The 21,130-nt window shown below is 66.7% G+C and carries 16 protein-coding genes; 10 read left to right on the forward strand and 6 right to left on the reverse strand.

What is annotated here, in order from left to right; all coding sequences use genetic code 11:
- Positions 1-117 precede the first annotated feature (117 nt).
- Positions 118-1,500, forward strand: a complete 1,383-nt coding sequence (gene gor / locus BSP_RS10200) for a glutathione-disulfide reductase (protein ID WP_152950273.1) — start codon at positions 118-120, stop codon at positions 1,498-1,500.
- A 25-nt stretch (positions 1,501-1,525) separates the two neighbouring features.
- On the opposite strand, the gene BSP_RS10205 is transcribed toward gor, so the two are convergent.
- A complete protein-coding gene (locus BSP_RS10205; RefSeq protein ID WP_227975918.1) occupies positions 1,526-3,115 on the reverse strand; it encodes a carboxylesterase/lipase family protein in 1,590 nt (529 codons plus the stop codon).
- 114 nt (positions 3,116-3,229) lie between these two features.
- Between BSP_RS10205 and BSP_RS10210 the strand changes: the two genes are divergently transcribed.
- Together BSP_RS10210 and BSP_RS10215 are read left to right on the forward strand one after the other, a co-directional pair.
- The gene (locus tag BSP_RS10210) at positions 3,230-4,735 is read left to right on the forward strand and encodes a sensor histidine kinase (RefSeq protein ID WP_227975919.1); all 1,506 of its coding nucleotides are present in this window, start codon (positions 3,230-3,232) and stop codon (positions 4,733-4,735) included.
- On the forward strand, positions 4,732-5,109 hold the full coding sequence (locus BSP_RS10215) for a response regulator (protein ID WP_152950274.1): 378 nt from the start codon (positions 4,732-4,734) through the stop codon (positions 5,107-5,109). The genes BSP_RS10210 and BSP_RS10215 overlap by 4 nt, the downstream gene beginning before the upstream one ends.
- Positions 5,110-5,117: 8 nt before the next feature.
- Here BSP_RS10215 and BSP_RS10220 read toward each other — a convergent pair whose 3' ends face one another.
- Genes BSP_RS10220 through BSP_RS10235 form a run of 4 tightly spaced genes read right to left on the reverse strand, consistent with a single transcriptional unit; the run spans position 5,118 to position 11,893 of the window.
- Positions 5,118-8,522, reverse strand: coding sequence for a DNA methyltransferase (locus BSP_RS10220; RefSeq protein WP_227975920.1), 3,405 nt, complete (start codon positions 8,520-8,522; stop codon positions 5,118-5,120).
- A gap of 55 nt (positions 8,523-8,577) precedes the next feature.
- Positions 8,578-9,789 carry an imidazolonepropionase gene (hutI, locus tag BSP_RS10225; protein ID WP_152950276.1) on the reverse strand — a complete coding sequence of 404 codons (1,212 nt, stop codon included), beginning with the start codon at positions 9,787-9,789 and terminating at the stop codon, positions 8,578-8,580.
- Positions 9,786-10,520, reverse strand: a complete 735-nt coding sequence (gene hutC / locus BSP_RS10230) for a histidine utilization repressor (protein ID WP_152950277.1) — start codon at positions 10,518-10,520, stop codon at positions 9,786-9,788. The genes hutI and hutC overlap by 4 nt, the downstream gene beginning before the upstream one ends.
- Positions 10,517-11,893, reverse strand: a complete 1,377-nt coding sequence (locus BSP_RS10235) for a formimidoylglutamate deiminase (protein WP_152950278.1) — start codon at positions 11,891-11,893, stop codon at positions 10,517-10,519. The genes hutC and BSP_RS10235 overlap by 4 nt, the downstream gene beginning before the upstream one ends.
- 74 nt (positions 11,894-11,967) lie before the next feature.
- On the opposite strand from BSP_RS10235, the gene hutG reads away from it, so the two are divergent.
- From hutG to hutH, 3 genes are read left to right on the forward strand one after another with little or no spacing between them, the layout of a single operon-like run.
- Positions 11,968-12,789 carry an N-formylglutamate deformylase gene (gene hutG / locus BSP_RS10240; RefSeq protein ID WP_054765795.1) on the forward strand — a complete coding sequence of 274 codons (822 nt, stop codon included), beginning with the start codon at positions 11,968-11,970 and terminating at the stop codon, positions 12,787-12,789.
- Entirely contained in the window at positions 12,786-14,447 is a 1,662-nt protein-coding gene (gene hutU / locus BSP_RS10245; protein ID WP_152950279.1) for a urocanate hydratase, read from the forward strand. Before hutG ends, hutU begins: the two co-directional genes overlap by 4 nt.
- A 2-nt stretch (positions 14,448-14,449) precedes the next feature.
- Positions 14,450-15,979, forward strand: coding sequence for a histidine ammonia-lyase (gene hutH, locus BSP_RS10250; RefSeq protein ID WP_054765797.1), 1,530 nt, complete (start codon positions 14,450-14,452; stop codon positions 15,977-15,979).
- Between the two features lie 18 nt (positions 15,980-15,997).
- Here hutH and BSP_RS10255 read toward each other — a convergent pair whose 3' ends face one another.
- On the reverse strand, positions 15,998-17,821 hold the full coding sequence (locus tag BSP_RS10255; protein ID WP_054765798.1) for a PPC domain-containing protein: 1,824 nt from the start codon (positions 17,819-17,821) through the stop codon (positions 15,998-16,000).
- A gap of 100 nt (positions 17,822-17,921) precedes the next feature.
- Here BSP_RS10255 and folD point away from each other — a divergent pair, with 100 nt between their 5' ends.
- The 4 genes from folD (at position 17,922) to BSP_RS10275 (ending at position 21,100) form a co-directional block, all read left to right on the forward strand.
- Positions 17,922-18,845: a bifunctional methylenetetrahydrofolate dehydrogenase/methenyltetrahydrofolate cyclohydrolase FolD gene (folD, locus tag BSP_RS10260; RefSeq protein ID WP_054765799.1), complete on the forward strand. Its 924-nt coding sequence runs from the start codon at positions 17,922-17,924 to the stop codon at positions 18,843-18,845.
- Positions 18,846-18,907: 62 nt separating this feature from the next.
- The gene (locus BSP_RS10265; RefSeq protein ID WP_054765800.1) at positions 18,908-19,582 is read left to right on the forward strand and encodes a LemA family protein; all 675 of its coding nucleotides are present in this window, start codon (positions 18,908-18,910) and stop codon (positions 19,580-19,582) included.
- Positions 19,583-19,589: 7 nt separating this feature from the next.
- Positions 19,590-20,414, forward strand: a complete 825-nt coding sequence (locus BSP_RS10270) for a YgcG family protein (protein ID WP_082382696.1) — start codon at positions 19,590-19,592, stop codon at positions 20,412-20,414.
- Positions 20,414-21,100 carry a TPM domain-containing protein gene (locus BSP_RS10275; protein ID WP_227975921.1) on the forward strand — a complete coding sequence of 229 codons (687 nt, stop codon included), beginning with the start codon at positions 20,414-20,416 and terminating at the stop codon, positions 21,098-21,100. The genes BSP_RS10270 and BSP_RS10275 overlap by 1 nt, the downstream gene beginning before the upstream one ends.
- Positions 21,101-21,130: the final 30 nt, after the last annotated feature.

The raw sequence follows: 21,130 nt of genomic DNA on the forward strand, positions 1-21,130 counted from the left end.
AGGCGCAAGCCTTGCCGTGCCGAGCGTCCCCTCCTAATTCGAACCTCAGGCTGCGACGTATGCCGCCGAACTTAAATGAGTCCGGCTCTGTGCAGCGTCGGGACGCCGGAGCGCCAGATGGCTGATTACGACTACGACCTCTTCGTCATCGGCGCCGGCTCCGGGGGCGTGCGTGCAGCGCGGCTGACCGCCCTGGACGGAAAGCGGGTCGCGGTGGCCGAGGAATACCGGGTCGGCGGCACCTGCGTCATCCGAGGATGCGTGCCCAAGAAATTCATGGTCATGGCCTCCGAAGTCAGCCATGCGTTGGAGATCGCTGAGGGCTACGGCTGGTCGTTCGACCAGGCCCGGTTCGACTGGCCGACCTTTCTCGAAGCCAAGGACGTCGAAATCGCGCGTCTTTCGGGTATCTACGCCGCCAATCTGGGTAAGGCCGGCGTTGAGCTGGTCCATGGTCGGGCTGTGTTGAAAGACGCCCATACGGTCGAAATCGTCGGAAAGGATCAGGTTTTCACCGCTGAAAGGATACTGATCGCCACCGGCGGCCGCCCATGGAAGCCGGACGGCCTGACCGGGATCGAGCACGCCATCACCTCGGAAGAGGCCTTCCACCTGCCCGAACTGCCCAAGCGCATCCTGATTGCGGGCGGCGGCTATATTGCGGTGGAGTTTGCGGGAATTTTCGCCGGCCTGGGCGTCGAGACGACCCTGATCTATCGCGGGCCGAACATCCTGCGCGGCTTCGATGACGATGTGCGCGCCCATCTGGCCGGCGAGATCGAAAAGCGCGGCATCAAGGTGATCCTGGGCTGCCAGCACGAGAAGATCGAGAAGACGCCCACCGGACTGATCAACCACCTCGAAAACGGCATGAAGCTGGAAACGGATGTGGTCATGTTCGCCACCGGCCGGGTTCCGCATGTGAAGGGCTTGGGGCTGGAAGCCGCCGGGGTCGAGCTCAACGAGGCCGGGGCGATCAAGGTGGACCGCTGGTCAAGGACGACGGCCGAAAACATCTGGGCCATCGGCGACGTCACCGACCGGATGAACCTGACTCCGGTGGCCATTCGCGAAGCGGTCGCCTTTCACCAGACCGTCTTCCGCGACAATCCCCAGCACTTCGATTATGAGGCCGTGGCGACGGCGGTGTTCAGCCAGCCGCCCGTCGGCGTGGTCGGCCTGTCGGAGGCCGAGGCGCGCCGGTCTTGTTCGGCCGGCGTCGATGTCTATGTCACCCGCTTCAGGCCGATGAAATACGCCTTCACCGGCTCCGAGGAGCGGGTTCTGATGAAGCTGGTCGTCGACGCCGACAGCCAAAGGGTGGTCGGCGTCCATATCGTCGGGCCGGACAGTCCGGAGATGATTCAGCTCGCCGCCATCGCCGTTAAGGCCGGCCTCACCAAGGCGCAATGGGATGCGACCTGCGCCGTCCACCCCACCATGGCGGAGGAGTTGGTGACGTTGAAAGAAAAGCAGTCCAGCAGCACCTCGGCGGGCTGAACCTTCCGCAATTCAGGCCGGGCCCTCAGTGTTGATAGGGCCTAGCCGCATCTTCATCCGGCCGAAGCGCACGAGGACGCCCGCGCGGGCGCTCACGGAACTGTTCGATCAGGTCCAGACGCCCCACGTCCGGGGTCGGAACGGCGACGGGACCGTCGTTCCGAAGCAGCAGCAACGTCGGATTCCCCGTTCCGGCCGCCATCGGCCAGTCGGGCCGGCCCACTCCGTTCGGATCGCCGGAGCGGGCGAAGCTGGTCCAGTAGCCCATCATGGCCTGGGACGCGGCCTGATCCACCGGCCGCACCGGATAGGGCAGAAGCGACAGCGTTCCAAAGACATAGGGCCGCTCGATCGCATGGGTAGCGCCGCCGTGCGGTTCGGGATTGTCCGGCGAGGAAATGTCGAACCGATAGAGATAGGCGGGTCGTCCCGCAGCGGCGTGCAGCCGCGCCAGCAGCCGAGCGGGTTCGGAGAATACGGCGTCGGTGATGAAACCGCGGTCAAACCCGGCCTCTCCGCCATAGGCCTGGGTGATCTGGGCACGTTCCAGCCAGGTCATGTCGTCGTCGATCATGCCGTAGCCGTTGCGGTCGGTGGGCTTCATCCACCAGAATTCGGCGCTGTTGGTCCCGATGATCAAGGGCGCAGGCGACTGCAGCCCGGCGCGGAAGGCCGCCTCGACGGTCGAAGGCACGATCCTGCCGTCGATCAGAGTCAGGTCGCCGTTGGCGAAGACGGGCGCAGGCGTCAGCAGCAGTTCGACCGGCGCCGACCGCAGATCAGCCGCCGTCATCAGATTATGACCGTGCGCCCAAACCTCGCCCCGTTCGCGGGCGGACGGCAGGTCAAAGGCGCCGCGTCGATCCAGGGGCGTCTGCAACTCACGACCCAGCCCGGACTGAACGACGGCCCGGGCGAACAGATCACGCGCCGGAGGCGAGATCATCAGGCGGGTCACCATGGCGCCGCCGGCGGATTCCCCGAATATGGTGACGTTGTCGGGGTCGCCGCCGAAGGCGGCGATATTGGCCTTTACCCACCTCAGGGCGGCGATGACGTCCATGACGCCATAGTTGCCCGCCGGCTCATCGGCCGGCCGTTCGGCCGCCAGGGCGGGGTGATCAAAGAAGCCCAGCCGTCCCAGGCGATAGTTGAGCGTGACCACCACCATGCCCTGACGCGCCAGGTGCGACCCGTCGTAGAGCGCGGCCGTGCCCGAGCCGTTCACCAGTCCGCCGCCATGGATCCACACCATCACCGGCGCCGGCTCAGCCGTATCAAGAGGGCGCCAGACGTTCAGGTTCAGGCAATCCTCGCTCATCGGCAGAGGGCCGACGCCGGGATCGCCCTGCGGCGTGGCCTGGATACAGATCGGCCCATAGGTCGAGGCGTCGCGACGGCCTTCCCATCGCGGGGCTGTCCCCGGCGGCCGCCACCGCATCTCTGCGACCGGCGGGGCGGCGTAGGGAATGTTCTTGAAGGCGGCGATGTCGCCGTCCGCCACGCCCGTCAACTCGCCTTGGTCGATCCGGATCAGAGGCGGATCGTTGGCGGGCCGGTCTGTGGGTTGAGCGATCATCAGGGAGAGGGTGGCCAAGGCGCCGGCGATTGTCATGCCCTGTCCTTAGCAAATTCCCTCGACGGGCCAATGACGATCCGAAAATGATTTGTGCTGGCGTGAACCTTTTCGTCAGGTCGGCGTTTATGCCCGGTTCGACTGGGGCGTGGCTTGACTGAACTTCTGACACAGGGCGCGTCGATCGCCGATTTGGCGACCGCGTTTGCGGCTTCGCCCAATCCCTATCTGTTGCTCACCCCGGATTTGCGGATCTTCGACGTCAATCAGGCCTATTTGGACGTCACCCGTTCGAATCGGCCCGATCTCCTGGGTCGACCGCTGTTTCAGGCCTTCGATTCCGGGCCGGGGCAGGAGGCGCCCGAAAACGTCCGGCAGGTCAGGGCCTCACTTGAAAAGGCGCGCGACACCCGACAGCGCGACCATCTGGCCCTCGTCCGCTATTCGCTCCCGCGACGCCTGGATGACTGCCGGGAAGTGTTCGAGGAGCGGATCTGGAGCGCCACCCATACGCCGCTGCTCAACGCCGAGGGCGAGGTCGTCCTTCTGCTTCAGCACACGATGGATATCACGGACCTGTTCCCGGCCGCCCCGCCCGACGAACCGACCACGGCCCTCGATGCCATCGTCGGCGGTTCCGTTCTGCGGCGCGCCCAGTCGGTGCAGGAGGACAACCGTCGCCTGGAGAAGGAACGCAACCGCCTGGTCGAGATGTTCATGCAGGCGCCGGGCTTCGTCGCCATTCTGTCGGGCCCGGACCACTGTTTTCAGATGTACAACGCCGCCTATGGGCAGTTGATCGGCCACCGCGACATCGCCGGCAAGCCGATCCGAGAGGCGCTGCCTGAGCTGGCCGGCCAAGGCTATTACGAGTTTCTCGATTCCGTCTTCGCTACAGGCGAAGCCTATGAGGGGCGCGAAAGCCTGGCGCAACTTCAGCGGCGGCCGGGAGCGCCGCTGGAAAACCACTATCTCGACTTCATCTATCAGCCCATTCGCGACGAGGCCGGCCAGGTGGTCGGCATCTTCGTACAGGGTCACGACGTGACCGAGAACGTCCTGGCCGCCCGCCGTCAGAAGTCGATGATCGACGAGCTGAACCACAGGGTGAAGAACACCCTGGCGACGGTCCAGTCCATCGCGATCCAGACGGCGCGGTCCCACCGCGACCCCTCCACCTTCGCCCAGGCCTTCCAGGCGCGAATCCTGGCACTCTCCCACACCCACGATCTTCTGACGCGGACCCATTGGGAGGGCGCCGATCTGCGCGCCATTCTGGAACACGAGACTGAGGCGTTCGGTCCGACGCGCTTCCACCTGAACGGTCCCGCCGTCGCCCTGGCGCCGGCGACAGCCCTGTCTCTGGGCATGATCTTCCATGAGCTGGCGACGAACGCCGGCAAATACGGCGCCCTGTCCACGCCCCACGGACGGGTTCTGGTCGACTGGGGCGTGGCGGATCAGACTGCGCCGAAATTAAAGCTGTCCTGGCGAGAGCTGGACGGGCCGAAAGTTACGCCACCGGACACAAGAGGCTTTGGTAGCCGATTGATTGAACGAAACATTCGTCACGATCTGGCGGGTGAGATCGATCTGGTTTACGGCAAAGACGGATTGATTGCGGAACTCATGGTTCCCCTCGACAGGACACCCCTATGAACCAGCCGCTGAATGGACGCCGTGTCTTGGTTGTGGAGGACGAGTCCCTCGTCGCCATGTTGCTCGAGACCATTCTGGAGGACATGGAGTGCGTGCCCATCGGTCCCGCGTCCAATATCGACGAGGGCGAGACCCTGGCCCGCGACACGGTCGAGCTGGACGCAGCCCTGTTGGACGTCAATGTCGCCGGCCGGCAGGTCTTTCCCGTAGCGGAGGCCCTGAAAGCCCGCGGCGTGCCCTTCGTCTTCTCGACCGGCTATGGCGAAGGCGGTCTGCCGGACGAATGGCGCGGGTCGCCGACCATCCAGAAGCCCTTCACAGAGGCGGCGGTGCGCGACGCCTTGCTGAAGGCTATGGGCGTGGCCGAGGTCTGATTCGGGTTTCAAGCTCGATGGGGGGCGAACCAGCCTGTCTCCGAATGTTGAACCGCCCCTGAAACGGCCAAGACCGCCAGCGTATGTTCGATCGTGCGGGTCTTACGCCGTCCGCCGCCTTCAAACGCCGCCGCCAGATGCTCAGGCTGCATGGGGACGCCGGCGCGTCTCAGACGGAACAGCAGGGCTGAGGCCAAGGGGCCCGGCTCCTCCGGAAGCTGCGGCCGGCTGGGCGGCGATACCAGGACCGCCTCGGTCTGGACGGGCTGGGGCGCGATGATCCGTACCTTGCCGCTCTGATAGGCGGGACGGACGAAGCGCACCCTTCCCTGGGTCTCCTCCTCCGCCCTCCTTCGATTCAGCTGCGTCAGTCCCGAGACGATCGTCGCCTCATCCGCATCGGCCGGCCAGCCGTAGGCCTTGGTCACCCGCTCATCCAGCCGGCGATGAAGATGATCGAGGATGCCGATGCGGCCGCGGTCATGTCTGTCCCGTTCGGACGTCTCGAGGGGACGGGCCTCGGCCGCGCGGGCCATCGCGTTATAAAGCGCCGTCATGGTCAGGTCGGGATTCTCAGCCAGGACGCGCGCCCGCGTCTGGTCCAACTCCTCCCCCAGGGCCGCCAGTTCAGCCGCCTGGGCCGGGTCCAGTTCGGGAAAGGGAAAGCGGTCGAAACAGACGCCTTTCACATAGACGGCCTCGCGCTGATACTCGCCGATCCTTCCACCGTTCGCGGCGAACCAGGCCCGATGGACGCGGGACGACAGCACCGCCAGCACGGCCGGATCGTCACTGGCGATGACGACGAGCTTGTTGTCGGGCAGGACGTCCTTGTCCAGAAAGCGGAACCAGCGGTGTTTGGCGGTTTCGACCGTAACTATATAGCGATCAAGACCCGTCAGGGCCGCGCGAAGCTCGCGGCGCGGCTCGCCAAAGAGCCACCAACTGTCCCTGTAGGCGGCGCGGTTGTTGCGCTCCCGTTCGGGCTTCACCGTCTCAAGCAGATGCTGATAGATCAGAGGATGGCGCCGCCGCACGTCGGCCTCGTCCCACCCGAACAGGTCGATCACCTCAAGATTTCGGCTGCGATCAGCCAGATCACGACCATTCCGACAGGCGCGGATCGGCGACGGCGCTCCGACCTCTGAACCGCCCAGCAGGGCGCGCCCCTGCTCCGGCGTCACCAGGAATCCGGCGCCCATCAGCTGGACGCCGCGATAGGCCAGGTGCGCATTGGCCCTTAGATCGACCGCCCGGCCCAGACCCTCGTCGATCATGAGGTCTGCGCCGATGACCCCTCGCCTTTCCTGAAAGGTCAGACGGGGAAGATCGGTGTCGAGGTCGGCCTCGTCGGTCACGCCCAGCCACCGGCCCTGGCCGTCCGCCTCCCCCCTTTCCGCCACCGACATGGCGATGCGGACGTCGGCGCGGCCGACGCCGACGACCCACGGATGGTCGGGGATGGCGAATACCAATCGAACCGCCGGGCGGCGGTTGAGATGATGCGCGATGACACGGCGCGAAAAGGTCTGGGTGACGGAATTGGTGGTGATGAAGCCGAAGCGGCGCAGGATCGAGCCCGGCCGGGTCAGAATCTCGGCCGCACGATCCCACCAGACGGTCACCAGATCGGCGGAGCGAAACCGACCGCCGCGCACCTGGTCCAGGGCGGCCACATAGCCGTCGCCGAAGGCCGCACGCAGATCCTTGCCGCCCATGAACGGCGGATTGCCGATGATGAAATGCGCCTCCGGCCAGGGCGTCGGCCGTGGATCGACATAGTGTTCGACCGCACGATCCCCGCCCGTTTCGCCCAGCCGCCCAGCGATCCGCGAACAACTGACCAGGGCGTCGGCATGCACGACCCGGCGAAAGTCCTTCAAAATCGGTTCAGAGGGGGCGGCGTCGCCGAACAGGCGAAAATGCCATTGCAGATGGCCGATCCACATCACCATCTCGGCGATCCAGGCGGCATAGGCGTTCTTCTCCAACCCATGGAATTGTTCGGGACTGACGACATGGCCGTCCAGACCCAGGCGGCCCTGCTCCTCCCCCATTTCCGCCAGAACGCCCAGAACCTCTCCCTCAAGCGCCTTCATCATATGCATGGCGACATAGAGGAAGTTCCCCGTCCCACAGGCCGGATCCAGCACCCGCACCCGGCAAAGCTGGTCGTGAAAGGTGCGGATCATCCGCCTTGCGCCCTGGACGTCGCCTTCGAGATAGAGCCCCAGGGCCTGGGCCTCGACCGCCTCCCAGTCCGCTCTCAGGGGCTCCATGATGGTCGGCTCGATCAGGCGTTCGACATAGGCCCTGGGGGTGTAGTGCGCCCCCAGTTCCGCGCGCTCTTGCGGGTCTAGGGCCTGTTCCAAAAGGGCGCCGAAGATGGCCGGCTCGACCAGGGCCCAGTCGCACCGCGCCGCCGCGATCAGGGCCTCAAGCTCCTCTTCCGTGATCGGCAAGGGGACGGCGGAGCGGAACAGGCCGCCGTTGAAGCGGCGAAGACGCTGCTGAATCGCCAGACAATGCCCGCCCTGGTCCATAAGGCCGAAGAAGACCCGCGCCCCTTCGTGGAACCGATCCGCCTTGCCCCGATAGGCTTCGAGAAACCGCAGAAATCCCCGCTCCTCAATCAGGCCGACGCTGTCGGCGAACATGGCGAAGATGCACTGCATCACGAAGAGGGCGGTCTGGTTGGCGCGCGCCGCCCGCTGAACCCGGTCCTCACCCGCCGTCGATCGTCTCTGGCCGATCGAGCGCACCAGCGAGGCCAGACGTCGGACGATGTCCGTCGTCGCCTCTGCGACGGCAGCGGCGGGGTCCAAGGACAGGGGGTCGAGCCAGATCCGGCGCAGCCGGTCACGGACCTCGGGCGCGCGAAGATGCTCCAGCTCGATGCGGTAGGTGGCGCGATCCGGGTAAGGAATATAAGCCTTCCCCTGACGATCGAAATCCGACCAGACCTCAATGCACCGGCCCACATCGACGATGATCAGAAAGGGCGGCCATTCATCCAGCGCCTTGGCGTAGTTCTCAGCCTGGCGCTTCGCCGCGCGCATCAGGCGATCCACCGCCTCAGGCGAAGGCGCGCGGGGCCTGGCGCTGGGTTTGAGGAAAAGCGACAGTTGGACCGCCGGATCAAGGGGGCCGCCGTTGCGCCGCTTCGACGACTGTTTGGCCTCCAGCACGAAACAGCCGCGCTTGGCGCAGTCGATCCAGCCCTGGGTCGCACGGCCGTCGTCATGCCGAAAGCGAACCGGCCGCTCGAAACAATAGTCCAGGTCGCCGGTTCGCTCGTCGTCGGGCGCCGGGACCCCGATCAGACGGCACAGCTGAATGATGAAGGTCTGATAATGCGACCGTTCCCCGATCGGGGCCTGGTCCCAATGCGCGATAAAGGCGTCAACATCCACAGATTGCTCCCCGGCTATGGAAGCAACCTACAGTTAAATTCCGCACGTCTGCAACCTAAGAGCGCACGCCGTCCAGCCAACGGGCGTGCAGCACAGGCTTGCCCAGCCAATAGGCCAGTTCTGCGGGATTTTGGATGTCCCAGGCGGCCAGATCGGCCCTGAGACCAACCTCCAAACGCCCCAGGTCGGCGCCGAGACCCAGGGCGTGGGCCGCCTCTCGCGTCGCCCCCGCCAAGGCCTCTTGGGGAGTCAGTCGAAACTGAACGCAGGCCAGAGTCATCGCCGCCGTCATGGAGGCGAGCGGAGAGGTTCCCGGATTGCAATCTGTAGCCACCGCCATTCGCACGCCGTGACGGCGCAAGGCGTCGGTCGGCGGAATCCGGGTCTCGCGCAGCATCAGAAAGGCGCCCGGCAGCAGCACCGCGACGACGCCCGCCTGGGCCATGGCCGCCACGCCGGCCTGCGTCGCATATTCGATATGATCGGCGGACAGGGCGCCGTAACGCGCCGCCAAGGCCGCCCCGCCGCTGTCGGACAACTGATCCGCATGGAGTTTGACCGGCAGCCCCAGCCCTCTCGCCTTGTCGAACAGGCGCGACACCTGATCGGGGGAAAAGGCGATCGGCTCGCAATAGGCGTCCACCGCATCGACCAGTCCCTCGGCGTGGGCGGCGGGCAGTATGTGTTCGACGGCCTCATCGACATAGGCTTCGGGGTTCGCGCGATGCTCCGGCGGCGTGGCGTGCAGACCCAGATAGGTGGTGCGAACCCGCACCCCGCCTTCTCGACCGATGCGGCGGGCGACGCGCAGCATCTTCAACTCGCTGTCTCGGTCCAGACCATAGCCGGACTTGATCTCGACGGTGGTGACCCCCGTCGCCTTCAGCCCCTCCAGCCGTTCCATGGCCGAGGCGAACAGTTCGGCTTCCGACGCCGCGCGCGTGGCCCGGACCGAAGACAGAATCCCTCCGCCGGCCCGGGCGATCGCCTCATAGGTCGCGCCGCCCAGCCTCTGTTCGAACTCGGCCGATCGATCGCCGCCGAAGATCAGATGGGTATGGCAGTCGATCAGACCGGGCGTGATCCAGCGCCCGTCGAGCCGCTCCGTCCTGCGGGCCGAAACGGTCGGCAGGTCCGCCCGAGGTCCGATCCAGACGATGCGTCCGTCCGCCGCCGCCACAGCGGCGTCCTCGATCACCCCATAGCCCCCCTCGCCTTCGGACAGGGTCGCGGCGTGGCAGTCGATCAAAAGCAGGTCGATCTTCATCGTCTCGGCTCCCCGGCGCGTCCACCGGAACGGGCGGAGGAAAAAAGCGCGACCAGATCATAGCGGTCGCCCGGAAAGAGCTGGCGCACCTGGGTCACGCCCAAACCGTCGCGCCAGGTGCGTCGTTCCACGCAAAGGCAGGCGGCGCCCCTCTTGATCTGCAGGAGGCGCGCCGATTGGGCGTCCGCCCCCATCGCCCCGATGCGATTTTCAGCCTCGGTCCAGGGTTCTGATTCCAGGAGCCAGCTTCCTGGCGAAACCCGTTTGAAATCGACGGCGATCGCCTGGGGCGCGGCCTTCAGCCCGATCAGTCGCCGCTCGAGGGCCAGGGGAATGGAATCGGCGCTGTGCAGACAGGTCAGGTCCAAAAGGCGCGCGCCGGCCGCAAGCTCCGCTTCGGCGGCGTCGGCCGGCCCGCGCTCGATCTGCGTCAGAAGCCGATAGCCGTAGACCTGTCCCCGCTCCGTCACCTCGGCCCTGAGATCGGGGATGGCCAGAAAGGCGGCGTGGGCCTTGGGCTGGGCCACAAAGGTGCCCGCCCGGCGTCGGCGCACCACCAAGCCTCGGGCCGCCAGTTCCGACAGGGCTTTGGACACGGTCGCCCGCGAACAACCGTAGTCCTGCATGAGCTCATGTTCGAACGGCAGGCGCCGCCCCGGCGCCAGGGCGCCCGAAAGGATGCGATCCTCCAGATCGGAATAGATGCGGCGATGCAGCGGCCCCGCGCTCACGCCAGCACCGCCTTCAAGGCCTGGCGATAGCGCGCCTCAACGGCGTCGCGCGCGACATGGCGCCCCTGCCGGACCACCTGCCGTCCCGCGCGCCAGACCGAGGCGACGCCCCCTCTGGGCGCCCCGAAAATCCAGCTGTCCAGCACCGCGTCTCCGAACCGGCCCTCGAAACTGATATGGCCGCCGTCGAGGGCGACGATGTCCGCCGCAGCGCCCACGCTCAAACCGCAGGACACGCCGGTCCCCTGAGCGCCCCCGGCCAGGGCCTGATCAAAGAGGAGCCGTCCGGTCGAACGACCGGGGTCAGCCATGACGGCCCGGCCTCTGAGGGCCAGCCGCTGGCTGTATTCCAGCATCCGCAATTCGTCGGCCAGGCCGATCTGTACATTGGAATCCGTGCCTACGCCGAAACGGCCGTCGGCGCGGTGATAGGCCGCCGCCGGGAAGATTCCGTCGCCCAGATTGGCCTCTGTGATCGGACACAGGCCAACCACGCTCCCGCGCGCGGCGACTCCCCGCCATTCGGTCTCCGCCACATGGGTGGCGTGGATCAGGCACCAGCGTGGATCGACCGGAGCGTTGGCCAACAGCCATTCCACGGGGCGCGCCCCGGACCAGGCCAGACAGTCCTCAACCTCCTTGGTCTGTTCCGCCACATGTATATGGATCGGCCCCTGTCCGGCCATGGCAAGCAGCGCCTGCAACTGTTCCGGCGTGACGGCGCGCAGGCTGTGAGGCGCCACCCCCACCCTGGCGTCCGCCAGTCCGGCGGTCAGGGCGCGGCAATCGGCGACAAGGGCCGCATAGCCGTCGAGGTCGGTGATGAACCGTCTCTGACCTTCGGTCGGCGCCAGGCCGCCGAAGCCGGAATGGGCGTAAAAGACCGGCAGCAGGGTCAGGCCGATGCCCGTCGCCTCGGCCGCCGCCGCGATCCGGGTCGCAATCTCCGCCCGGTCGGCGTAAGGCGCGCCGGTCGGGTCGTTGTGGAGGTAGTGGAACTCCGCCACCCGGGTGAAGCCGCCCTCCAGCATTTCGGCGAAGGCCAGGGCCGTGATGGCCTCGATCTCGTCAGGGCCGCCCCGATCCAGAAACCGGTACATCAGACGCCGCCACGTCCAGAAGTCGTCATCGGTCGGCCCCCGCGCCTCGGTCAAACCGGCCATGGCGCGCTGAAAGGCGTGGCTGTGCAGATTGGCGACGCCCGGCAGGGCCACGCCGCCGCCCTGGTCTTGCGGCGATCGCGCGACCTCCGTCTCCAGACGGGATATGCGGCCTTTGCGGACCCGGACCCTGACCCCGCGCGCCCAGCCTTGCGGCAGCAGGGCCGCTTCGAACCAGAGCGACAGATCGACGGGCGTGGGCTCAGGCGTCACTGGACAGGTCCATCGGGTTGCGATCAATATGTCTAGACATACCACGACGATCCGATTTGGCGAGGGAGGCCGAGATGACGTCCGACTGGCTGACCGTGCACGAGGGCGCCGCCCCCCTGATCATCGGCCTGCCCCACACGGGAACGACCATTCCTGCAGCGATCGAGGCGCGGATGAGCTCGCCCTGGCTGGCGCGCAAGGACGCCGACTGGTGGGTGGATCGGCTTTACGACTTCGCCCGGGACATGGGCGCGACCACGGTTTGCACCGCCCTGGCGCGCAGTGTGATCGACGTGAACCGCGACCCGTCCGGCGCATCCCTCTATCCGGGCCAGATCACGACCGGCCTTTGTCCGCTCGAAACCTTCGACGGCGAGCCCCTTTACCGGCCCGGCCAGGCGCCCGACGCTGCCGAGATCGAGGAAAGGCGGGCGGCCTGGTTCGATCCCTATCATGCGGCGCTTCAGGCCCAGATCGACCGGTTGCAGGCGAAGGGGCCCCTGGTCGTCTATGACGCCCACTCGATCCGATCGGTGGCGCCCCGGCTGTTCGCCGGCGAACTGCCCCAGTTCAACATCGGCGACAATGACGGCGCCACCTGTGCGCCGCAGCTGACCCAGGCGGTCGAGGCCGCCTGCGCCGTCAGCGGCGACAGTCTGGTCGTCAATGGGCGGTTCAAGGGCGGTTGGACCACGCGCCACTACGGCCGTCCCCAAGTCGGCGTGCACGCCATCCAGATGGAGTTGGCGGACCGAGGCTATATGCGCGAACCGGCCGAGGGTCTGACGCCCGAAAACTGGCCCAGCCCCTATGAGCCGGACCGGGCCGAGACGATGCGTCGTCATCTGCGCCGCATCCTGAACGCCTGCATCACCTTCGCCGAGAGCCGGACATGAAGACCAATATGCGCGAGATCCGCAGCCCGCGCGGTCCTGAAAGGACCGCCAAGACCTGGGCCGCCGAGGCCGCAATCCGGATGTTGATGAACAATCTCGACCCGGAAGTCGCTGAACGACCGCAGGATTTGGTCGTCTACGGCGGGATCGGCAAGGCGGCGCGGGATTGGCCGGCCTTCGACCGGATCGTCCAAACCCTGACCGATCTGGCCCCCGATGAGACGCTTCTGGTCCAGTCAGGCAAGCCGGTGGGCGTGTTCCGCACCCATGCGGATGCGCCACGCGTGCTGATCGCCAACTCCAACCTCGTGCCGAAGTGGGCGACCTGGGATCATTTCTCAGAACTCGACCGTAAAGGGCTTATGATGTATGGACAAATGACCGCCGGGTCATGGATCTACATCGGCACCCAGGGCATTGTTCAGGGCACCTATGAGACCTTCATGGAGGCCGGTCGCCAGCATTACGGCGGCGACTGGTCCGGGCGATGGATCCTGACGGCGGGCCTGGGCGGAATGGGCGGGGCGCAGCCGCTGGCGGCCACCATGGCGGGAGCCTCCTGTCTGGCCGTCGAATGCCAGCGCAGCCGGATCGAGATGCGGCTGAAGACCCGCTATCTCGACGTCATGTCGGAAAGCCTGGACGAGGCTCTCGATCTGATCGAGCAGGCCAAGATCAGCAAAAAACCTATCTCGGTCGGCCTGTTGGGCAATGCGGCCGAACTTCTGCCTGAACTTGTCAAGCGTGGGGTGAAGCCGGATTTGGTGACGGACCAGACCAGCGCCCACGATCTGGTGAACGGCTATCTGCCTTCCGGCTGGTCTGTGGCGGAATGGGAGGACCGTCGCCAGTCCGATCCCGGCGCCGTCTCTGCCGCCGCCGCCGCCTCCATCGCCCGCCATGTCCAGGCCATGCTTGATTTCCAGGCGTCCGGCGCGCCCGTGGTCGATTACGGCAACAACATCCGCCAGGTCGCACTGGATCAGGGTGTGGCGCGCGCGTTCGACTTCCCCGGCTTTGTGCCCGCCTATATCCGCCCCCTGTTCTGTCGGGGGGTGGGGCCGTTCCGCTGGGCGGCCCTGACTGGAGATCCAGAGGACATCCGCAAGACCGATGCGGCCATGAAACGGCTGTTTCCTGACAATGCGGGCCTGCACCGCTGGCTGGACATGGCGCAGGAAAGAATCGCTTTTCAGGGACTTCCGGCCCGAATCTGCTGGATCGGACTAGGCGACCGTCATCTCGCGGGGCTGATGTTCAACGACATGGTCGCCTCGGGCGAGTTGTCGGGGCCGATCGTGATTGGGCGGGATCATCTGGATTCCGGCTCCGTCGCCAGTCCCAACCGCGAGACTGAGGCCATGGCGGACGGGTCCGACGCCGTATCGGACTGGCCCCTGCTGAACGCCCTTCTGAACACGGCCTCCGGCGCCAGCTGGGTGTCGCTGCATCACGGCGGCGGGGTCGGCATGGGCTATTCGCAGCATTCCGGCGTGGTCATCGTCGCCGACGGCACGCCGGAGGCGGCCCGCCGGCTTGAGCGGGTCCTGTGGAACGACCCCGCGACAGGCGTCATGCGCCATGCGGACGCCGGTTACGAGATCGCCCGTGCGGCGGCGCGGGCCCACGGTCTGAATCTTCCCAGCCTCGAGGCTTGATCATGACAGAACTGATCATCGGCGCTGCGCGCCTGACCTTGCCCCAGTTGCGCGCCGTCCTGGAGGGGCCGGTGACGGTAGCCCTGACGCCCCAGGCTTGGTCCGACGTCGGGCGCGGCGCCGAGACGGTGGCCGCCATCGTCGCTGAAGGGCGAACGGTCTATGGGATCAACACCGGCTTCGGTCTCCTGGCCAACACCTCCATCGCGCCTCAAGATCTTGAGACCCTGCAACGCAATCTGGTGCTGAGCCATGCCTGCGGCGTCGGCCCTCTCCTGCCCGACCCAGTGACGCGGCTGATGATGGTGCTGAAGATCGCCAGCCTGGCCCGCGGCGCATCGGGCGTTCGCCGTCAGACGCTGGAGGCCCTTATCGCCCTGGTCGAGGCCGACATCCTGCCCTGTATCCCATCCAAGGGATCGGTGGGCGCCTCGGGCGACCTTGCGCCCCTCGCCCATATGAGCAGCGTACTGATCGGCGTCGGCGAGGCTCGTCAGGGCGGCGCGGTTCTGGACGCCCAGGCGGCCCTGGCCAAGATCGGGTTGGAGCCGCTGGTTCTGGGGCCGAAGGAAGGCCTGGCGCTTCTGAACGGCACCCAATGCTCGACCGCCCTGGCCTTGGCGGGTCTGTTCGCCGCAGAGGCGGTGTTTGCCGCAGGGATCGCGGCCGGTGCCTTGTCCGTCGACGCCCTGAAGGGGTCAGACGCCCCATTCGATCCACGAATCCACGCCCTGCGCGGCCAGCCGGGCCAGATCGCCGTCGCGAGCCGGCTGAGAGCGCTGATGCAGGGCTCGGCCATACGCGACAGCCATAGAGACGACTGCGCCAAGGTTCAGGATCCCTACTCCCTGCGTTGTCAGCCCCAGATCATGGGCGCCGTGCTTGACGTCCTGACCACGGCGGCCGACGCCCTCGAACGCGAGGCCAATGCAGTGACTGACAACCCCCTGGTCTTCATTGACGACGGGGATGTGATTTCAGGCGGCAACTTCCACGCTGAACCCGTTGCTTTTGCAGCGGACCAGATCGCAATGGCCCTGTGCGAGATCGGCAATGTCTCCGAGCGGCGAACGGCCATTCTGGTCGATCCGAAGATGAGCGAACTGCCGGCCTTCCTGGTTCGTGAAAGCGGGCTGAACTCCGGCTTCATGATCGCCCAGGTGACGGCTGCGGCCCTTGTGGCCGAAAACCGGATGATGGCCCACCCGTGCAGCGTCGACACCGTGCCGACCAGCGCCAACCAGGAAGACCACGTCAGCATGGCGACCCATGGCGCGCGACGCCTGCTGGACATGGCGGAGAACGCCGCCACTGTGGTCGCGATCGAACTGCTGGCGGCGGCCCAGGGGTTGGAGTTCCACCGTCCTCTGACCAGTTCCCAGGACTTGGAACGGGTCTACGCCCTCGTCCGCGAAGCCGCCGCCCCCTACGCCAGCGACCACTATTTCGCGCCCGACATCGCCCGCGCGACCGACGGGGTGCGGGCGGGGCGGTACCGCCCCTTCGCCCTCGACCTGCTGCCCTCCGCCTGAGACGGAGCCAGCCCCTGATCAGGGCTGGCGCTCCACCGCCAGCGCATAGGCGCCGGTCTCATTGGGGGCCAGGGCCCGGGCGCGCACGACGTACCAGCCGTCTTCCGGCGCGGTCCATTCCAGCTTGGCGTGGGTGTCCGACAGCCCGTCATCGTCCGTCGCCAGACTGGTGAAGGCTTCGCCGCCTTCGCCCAGATCCAGGAAGGCGTCAAAGGCGTTCGAGACCAGGGTGATGCGCAGCTTCTCGTCCTTCTTGGCCTGGAAGCGATAGGCGTCGTAATAGGCGCCCTCTTCGGTCATGGCGTCGGTGGAACTCAGGGTTCCGCGCGCCGTGGCGCCGACCAGGATGCTGCCGGGTTCCGGCTCCGGGCCGCGCTCGGTCAGTTCGAGGGCGTAGAGCCCGTCCTCTTCCGCCGACAGGGGCATGACCCGGATGACGTAGTCGCCGGTCTTCGGCAGGGTGAAGTTCAGCCGCGAATCCGTACCCTGGGCCAGGCCGTCGTCGTCGCTGGCCAAGGCGGTGAAATCGCCTTCGGCGGCCCCAACCTCCAGATAGGCGTCGAAGTCGCCGGATCGAAGGATCGCCTGGATACGCTGTCCCTCCGCGCCGGAGAAGGCGTAGGCGTGATAGTGTTTGCCGCCATCCGACTGGGGATCTTCGGTCTTGATCTCGCCTTCGACCGTGTCGCCGAACTGTATCGGCGTCGGCGGCGGCGGGGGCGCGACTTCGCTGACGGTCAAGGTGAATCGTCCCTCTCCGTCGCCGCTGAAGGCCCGCGCCTCGACCACATAGTCTCCCGCCGTATCGAGGGTCGCCGTCAGGCGCGAATTCGTACCCACGCCTGCGCCGTCGTCGTCCTGGGCGATCACACTGCCATCAACACCGTTTCGCAGGACCAGATAGGTGTCGAAATCCTTTGACGACAGTTCAATGGCGACCCGCTGACCCGCCTCAGCGCTGAAGCGATACAGCTGGGCGCGTTGACCGTCGTCATTGGCCCCCGTGTCGGCATTCAGTTCGCCCTCGACCTTATCGCCGATCGCGAGGGGTTTCGCCGGCGGGGCGTCAGGGGCGGGCGCCAGTCCGATCGTATAGGCGCCGGTTCCGTCCTGCACGGCCGTGGCGCGGATCACATAGTCGCCCGCCGTCGGCGCCGTGAAGACGAGGCGGGAGTTCAGCCCCTGATCGGGGCCGTCGTCATTGTGAGCCAGTTCGACGAAGTCGCCGCCCGCCATTCGCCCGACCCGCACCAGGGGATCGAAGTCGTCGGAGTCCAGGGTTATGATGACTCTCTGGCCCTGTTCCGCCCGGAAGCTGTAGGCGTCATAGGAGCCGCCGTCCTCCTGTTGGGGGTCGCGATCGGTCAGTTCTCCGGCCTCCTCGGCGCCCAGTCGGATCCGCGCGGGCCGGGGCGCTCGGGCCGGGGCGGGCCGTTCGCGGAGCGACAGGCTGTAGCCCCCGCCGTCCGTTCCCGACAGGGTCCGCGCCCGCAGCACATAGGTTCCGTCCTCTTCGGGCGTAAAGCGCAGCCGCGCGTCCGTGCCCTCACCCAGACCGTCGTCGTCTTCCGCCAAGGACTCGTCCGATCCTTCGGCGTAAAGGGCCAAATAGGCGTCAAAGGAGTCGGATCTCAGCACCGCCTCCAGCCGCTGGCCCGCGCGCGCGGCGAATCGATAGTCGTCGTAGACATAGTCGCCGTCGGTGCCCCGGGCGTCGCCGTCCCCCAGGGCGCCGTCAACGGTCGCGCCGATCCTCAGGCTCGCAGCCTCCTGCGCCAGGGCGGGCGAGACGCTCCAGATCAGGGCCAGGGCGCCGGCGGCGGCGAGAAGCGAGGGCTTCATGAAGAACACTCCAAGAGTTTGCGCCCGATCATAGACGCAGAACGGGGACGGCTGTAAATCGCGCCATCCCCTTTCCGTCCCTTCTCGCCCAGGAGCTCTCATGTCGGCCGAGCCCGCGCACGCCATACTGATTGACGGCAAGGCCTATGCGGCCGCCCTGGTGGACCGGGTCGCCGCCGCCGCCGCCCGCCTGGAGGCCAATGAGGGGGTGAAGCCGGGCCTGGCCGTCGTCATCGTCGGCGAAGATCCGGCCAGCCAGATCTACGTCCGCAACAAGGGCGAGACCACGCTGCGCGCCGGCATGCGGTCCGACACCCACCGCCTGCCCGACACGATCAGCCAGGAAGATCTGCTCGCCCTTATCGCGACCTTGAACGCCGATGCCGACATCCACGGCGTTCTGGTGCAGTTGCCGCTGCCGAAACACATCGACTCCTCGGTCGTGCTGGACGCCATTGATCCCGACAAGGACGTCGACGGCTTTCATGTGGTCAATGCGGGACGGCTGGCGGTCGGACTGCCCGGCATGGTCCCCTGCACCCCCTTGGGCAGTCTGATGCTGTTGAAGGATCAGTTGGGCGACCTGACGGGTCTGAACGCCGTCATCGTGGGCCGGTCGAACATCGTGGGCAAGCCGATGGCGCAACTGCTGCTGGCCGAAAACTGCACCGTCACCGTGGCCCATTCCAAGACCCGCGACCTGGCCGCCCTTTGCCGCACGGCCGACATACTGGTGGCCGCCGTCGGCCGGCCTGAGATGATCAAGGGCGACTGGATCAAGCCGGGCGCGACCGTGATCGACGTCGGCATCAATCGCGTGCCGTCCGCCGATCCGGTCAAGGCGGCCGAGGGCAAGACCCGCGTGGTCGGCGATGTCGCCTTCAGGGAAGCGGTGGAGATAGCGGGTCGCATCACCCCAGTTCCCGGCGGCGTCGGCCCCATGACCATCGCCTGTCTGCTGGCCAACACCTATTCGGCCGCCTGTCGCTCCATCGGCGTCGAACCGGAGCCATTGGACGCTTGAAGCGTTGCAGCCGTGGGGCGATAGTCGCCGCCACGGCGCTGATCGCCGAGAGGGGAGAAACCATGGCTCGTTCCAATGCTCGCGCTCTGGCCTTGGCCGCAACGCTCGTCGCTGTTCCGGCGGTGTCCGCCTGCGGCTACAATACGATCCCGACGAAACAGGAACGGGCTGAAGCCGCCTGGGCCGACGTCCAGGCCCAGTATCAGCGCCGGGCGGATCTGGTGCCCAATCTGGTCGCCACCGTTCAGGGCGCGGCGATCCAGGAACGCACCACCTTGACGGAGGTGATCAACGCCCGCGCCCGCGCGACTTCGGTCAATGTCTCGGCCGCTGACCTCAGCAATCCCCAGGCCTTTCAGCAGTACCAGCAGGCCCAGGGGCAGCTTTCCGGCGCTCTGTCGCGCCTTCTGGTCTCTGTCGAAGCCTATCCCCAGCTCCAGGCCAACCAGAACTTCCTGACCCTGCAGTCTCAGCTGGAGGGGACGGAAAACCGGATCACCATCGCCCGCCGCGACTACAATGAGGCCGTGCGGGACTACAACACCACCCTGCGGACCTTCCCCAATGTGATCTGGGCCAAGACGGTCCATTCCGGCTCGCAGCCGATGCAGCTGTTCACCGCGACGGCCGAAGCCCAGTCGGCGCCCAAGGTGGAGTTCAACCTCGGAGCGCCGGCCGCTGCCCCGGGCGGCGGGGCGGCGCCGGTGACGCCGGGATCCGCCCCGCCCGCGCAGTGACGTCCTCGTGAGCGGTTTTCTCGCCCTGGTGAAACATCGCACGGTCGCGGCCGGTCTGGCGGGCCTTCTCACGACCTTGATCATCGCCCTGGCGGTCGCGTCCGCGGCCTTGGCGGAGCCGGCTTTTCCGCCCCTTTCCGGCCGTGTCGTCGATCAGGCGGATCTTCTGGACGCGGCGACGGAGCAGGCCCTTACGGAAAAGCTGGCGGCGCTGGAGGCTCAGTCCAGCGACCAGCTGGTCGTGGTTACGGTGCCGAGTCTGGATGGGCTGGAGATCGAGGACTACGGCTATCAACTGGGGCGCGCCTGGGGGATCGGGCAAAAGGATCAGGACAACGGCGCCCTGCTGATCGTGGCCCCAACGGAACGCAAGGTCCGGATCGAGGTCGGCTATGGGTTGGAGCCGATCTTGACCGACGCCTTCTCGTCCCAGCTCATTCGCAACCGAATCCTGCCGGCGTTCCGCGAGGGCGACTATTCGGGCGGGATCGTCAACGGCGTGGACGGCCTGATCGAACAGCTTCGGCTTGACCCGGCCGAGGCGGAGGCGCGGGCGGCGGCGGCCCAGACGGAAGAGGCCGAGGCTGGACCCGCCGTGCCCTTGATTGTCATCGCCCTGATCGGTTTCGGCCTCTTCATCGTCGGCGTCAGCCTGGCGAACGGCGGTCGTCGCCATCGACGCGACGGCGTGTCGCCCATTCTGATCTGGGCCGCGTCCGAGGCCTTGAAGAACGCCGGACGCGGCGGCGGGGGTTTTGGTGGAGGGGGCTTCGGCGGATTCAGGGGCGGCGGCGGCGGGTTCGGCGGCGGCGGCGCCTCGGGAGGGTGGTGATGCGACTGACCGAAGACGATCGGAACCGTATCGCCGATGCGGTGGCCAAGGCCGAACAAGCCACCTCAGGCGAGATCTTCTGCGTCCTGGCGGGGCGCGTTTCGTCCTATGTCGATGTCAGCCTGGTCTGGGCTGCATTGGCGGCTCTGGCGGTCCCGGCCCTGTTCATTCCCTTCGGCGTCGGTCTGAGTTGGCCCGAAGGTTGGCCGACGAGCGGCTGGCAGGCTGCGCATGCATCGACATCAGCGGTCGCGGGCCAGACCTTGGCCGTCTATGCCCTGATCCAGGTCCTTCTCTTCGCCCTCGTCTTCGTGCTGACGCGCATTCCGCCGGTGCTGCGTTGGGTCACGCCGCGCTCGATCCGGCGTACGCGGGTTCGGGCCGCCGCCTTGCAGCAGTTCCTCGCCCACGGCGTCCATGTCACGCGCGAACGGACCGGCGTTTTGATCTTCGCCGCCCTGGCCGAACATCAGGTCGAGCTGATCACGGACGAGCTGATCCTTCAGAAGGTGGATGCGGGCGTTTGGGCCGACGCCGTGGCCGCCCTGGTGCGGGGGCTAAAAGCCGGGTCGCCTGCGGCCGGTTTCGAGGCTGCAGTTCGACAGTGCGGCGATGTGCTGGCTGCGCATTTTCCACCCCGCCCAGACAACCCCAATGAGCTTTCTGACCGGCTGATCGTGCTGTGATCGTCGCACCGCGGTCGTAATCCGCGCCCA

This window comes from Brevundimonas sp. Bb-A (genome assembly GCF_009394735.1).
Classification (GTDB): Bacteria; Pseudomonadota; Alphaproteobacteria; order Caulobacterales; family Caulobacteraceae; genus Brevundimonas; species Brevundimonas aurantiaca.

Bases quoted from the DNA above. Each gene is read 5' to 3' on its own strand.
- gor (WP_152950273.1), top strand. From the start codon at position 118: ATGGCTGATTACGACTACGACCTCTTCGTCATCGGCGCCGGCTCCGGG.
- BSP_RS10205 (WP_227975918.1), bottom strand. From the start codon at position 3,115: ATGACAATCGCCGGCGCCTTGGCCACCCTCTCCCTGATGATCGCTCAA.
- BSP_RS10215 (WP_152950274.1), top strand. From the start codon at position 4,732: ATGAACCAGCCGCTGAATGGACGCCGTGTCTTGGTTGTGGAGGACGAG.
- hutI (WP_152950276.1), bottom strand. From the start codon at position 9,789: ATGAAGATCGACCTGCTTTTGATCGACTGCCACGCCGCGACCCTGTCC.
- hutG (WP_054765795.1), top strand. From the start codon at position 11,968: ATGACGTCCGACTGGCTGACCGTGCACGAGGGCGCCGCCCCCCTGATC.
- hutU (WP_152950279.1), top strand. From the start codon at position 12,786: ATGAAGACCAATATGCGCGAGATCCGCAGCCCGCGCGGTCCTGAAAGG.
- hutH (WP_054765797.1), top strand. From the start codon at position 14,450: ATGACAGAACTGATCATCGGCGCTGCGCGCCTGACCTTGCCCCAGTTG.
- BSP_RS10255 (WP_054765798.1), bottom strand. From the start codon at position 17,821: ATGAAGCCCTCGCTTCTCGCCGCCGCCGGCGCCCTGGCCCTGATCTGG.
- folD (WP_054765799.1), top strand. From the start codon at position 17,922: ATGTCGGCCGAGCCCGCGCACGCCATACTGATTGACGGCAAGGCCTAT.
- BSP_RS10265 (WP_054765800.1), top strand. From the start codon at position 18,908: ATGGCTCGTTCCAATGCTCGCGCTCTGGCCTTGGCCGCAACGCTCGTC.
- BSP_RS10275 (WP_227975921.1), top strand. From the start codon at position 20,414: ATGCGACTGACCGAAGACGATCGGAACCGTATCGCCGATGCGGTGGCC.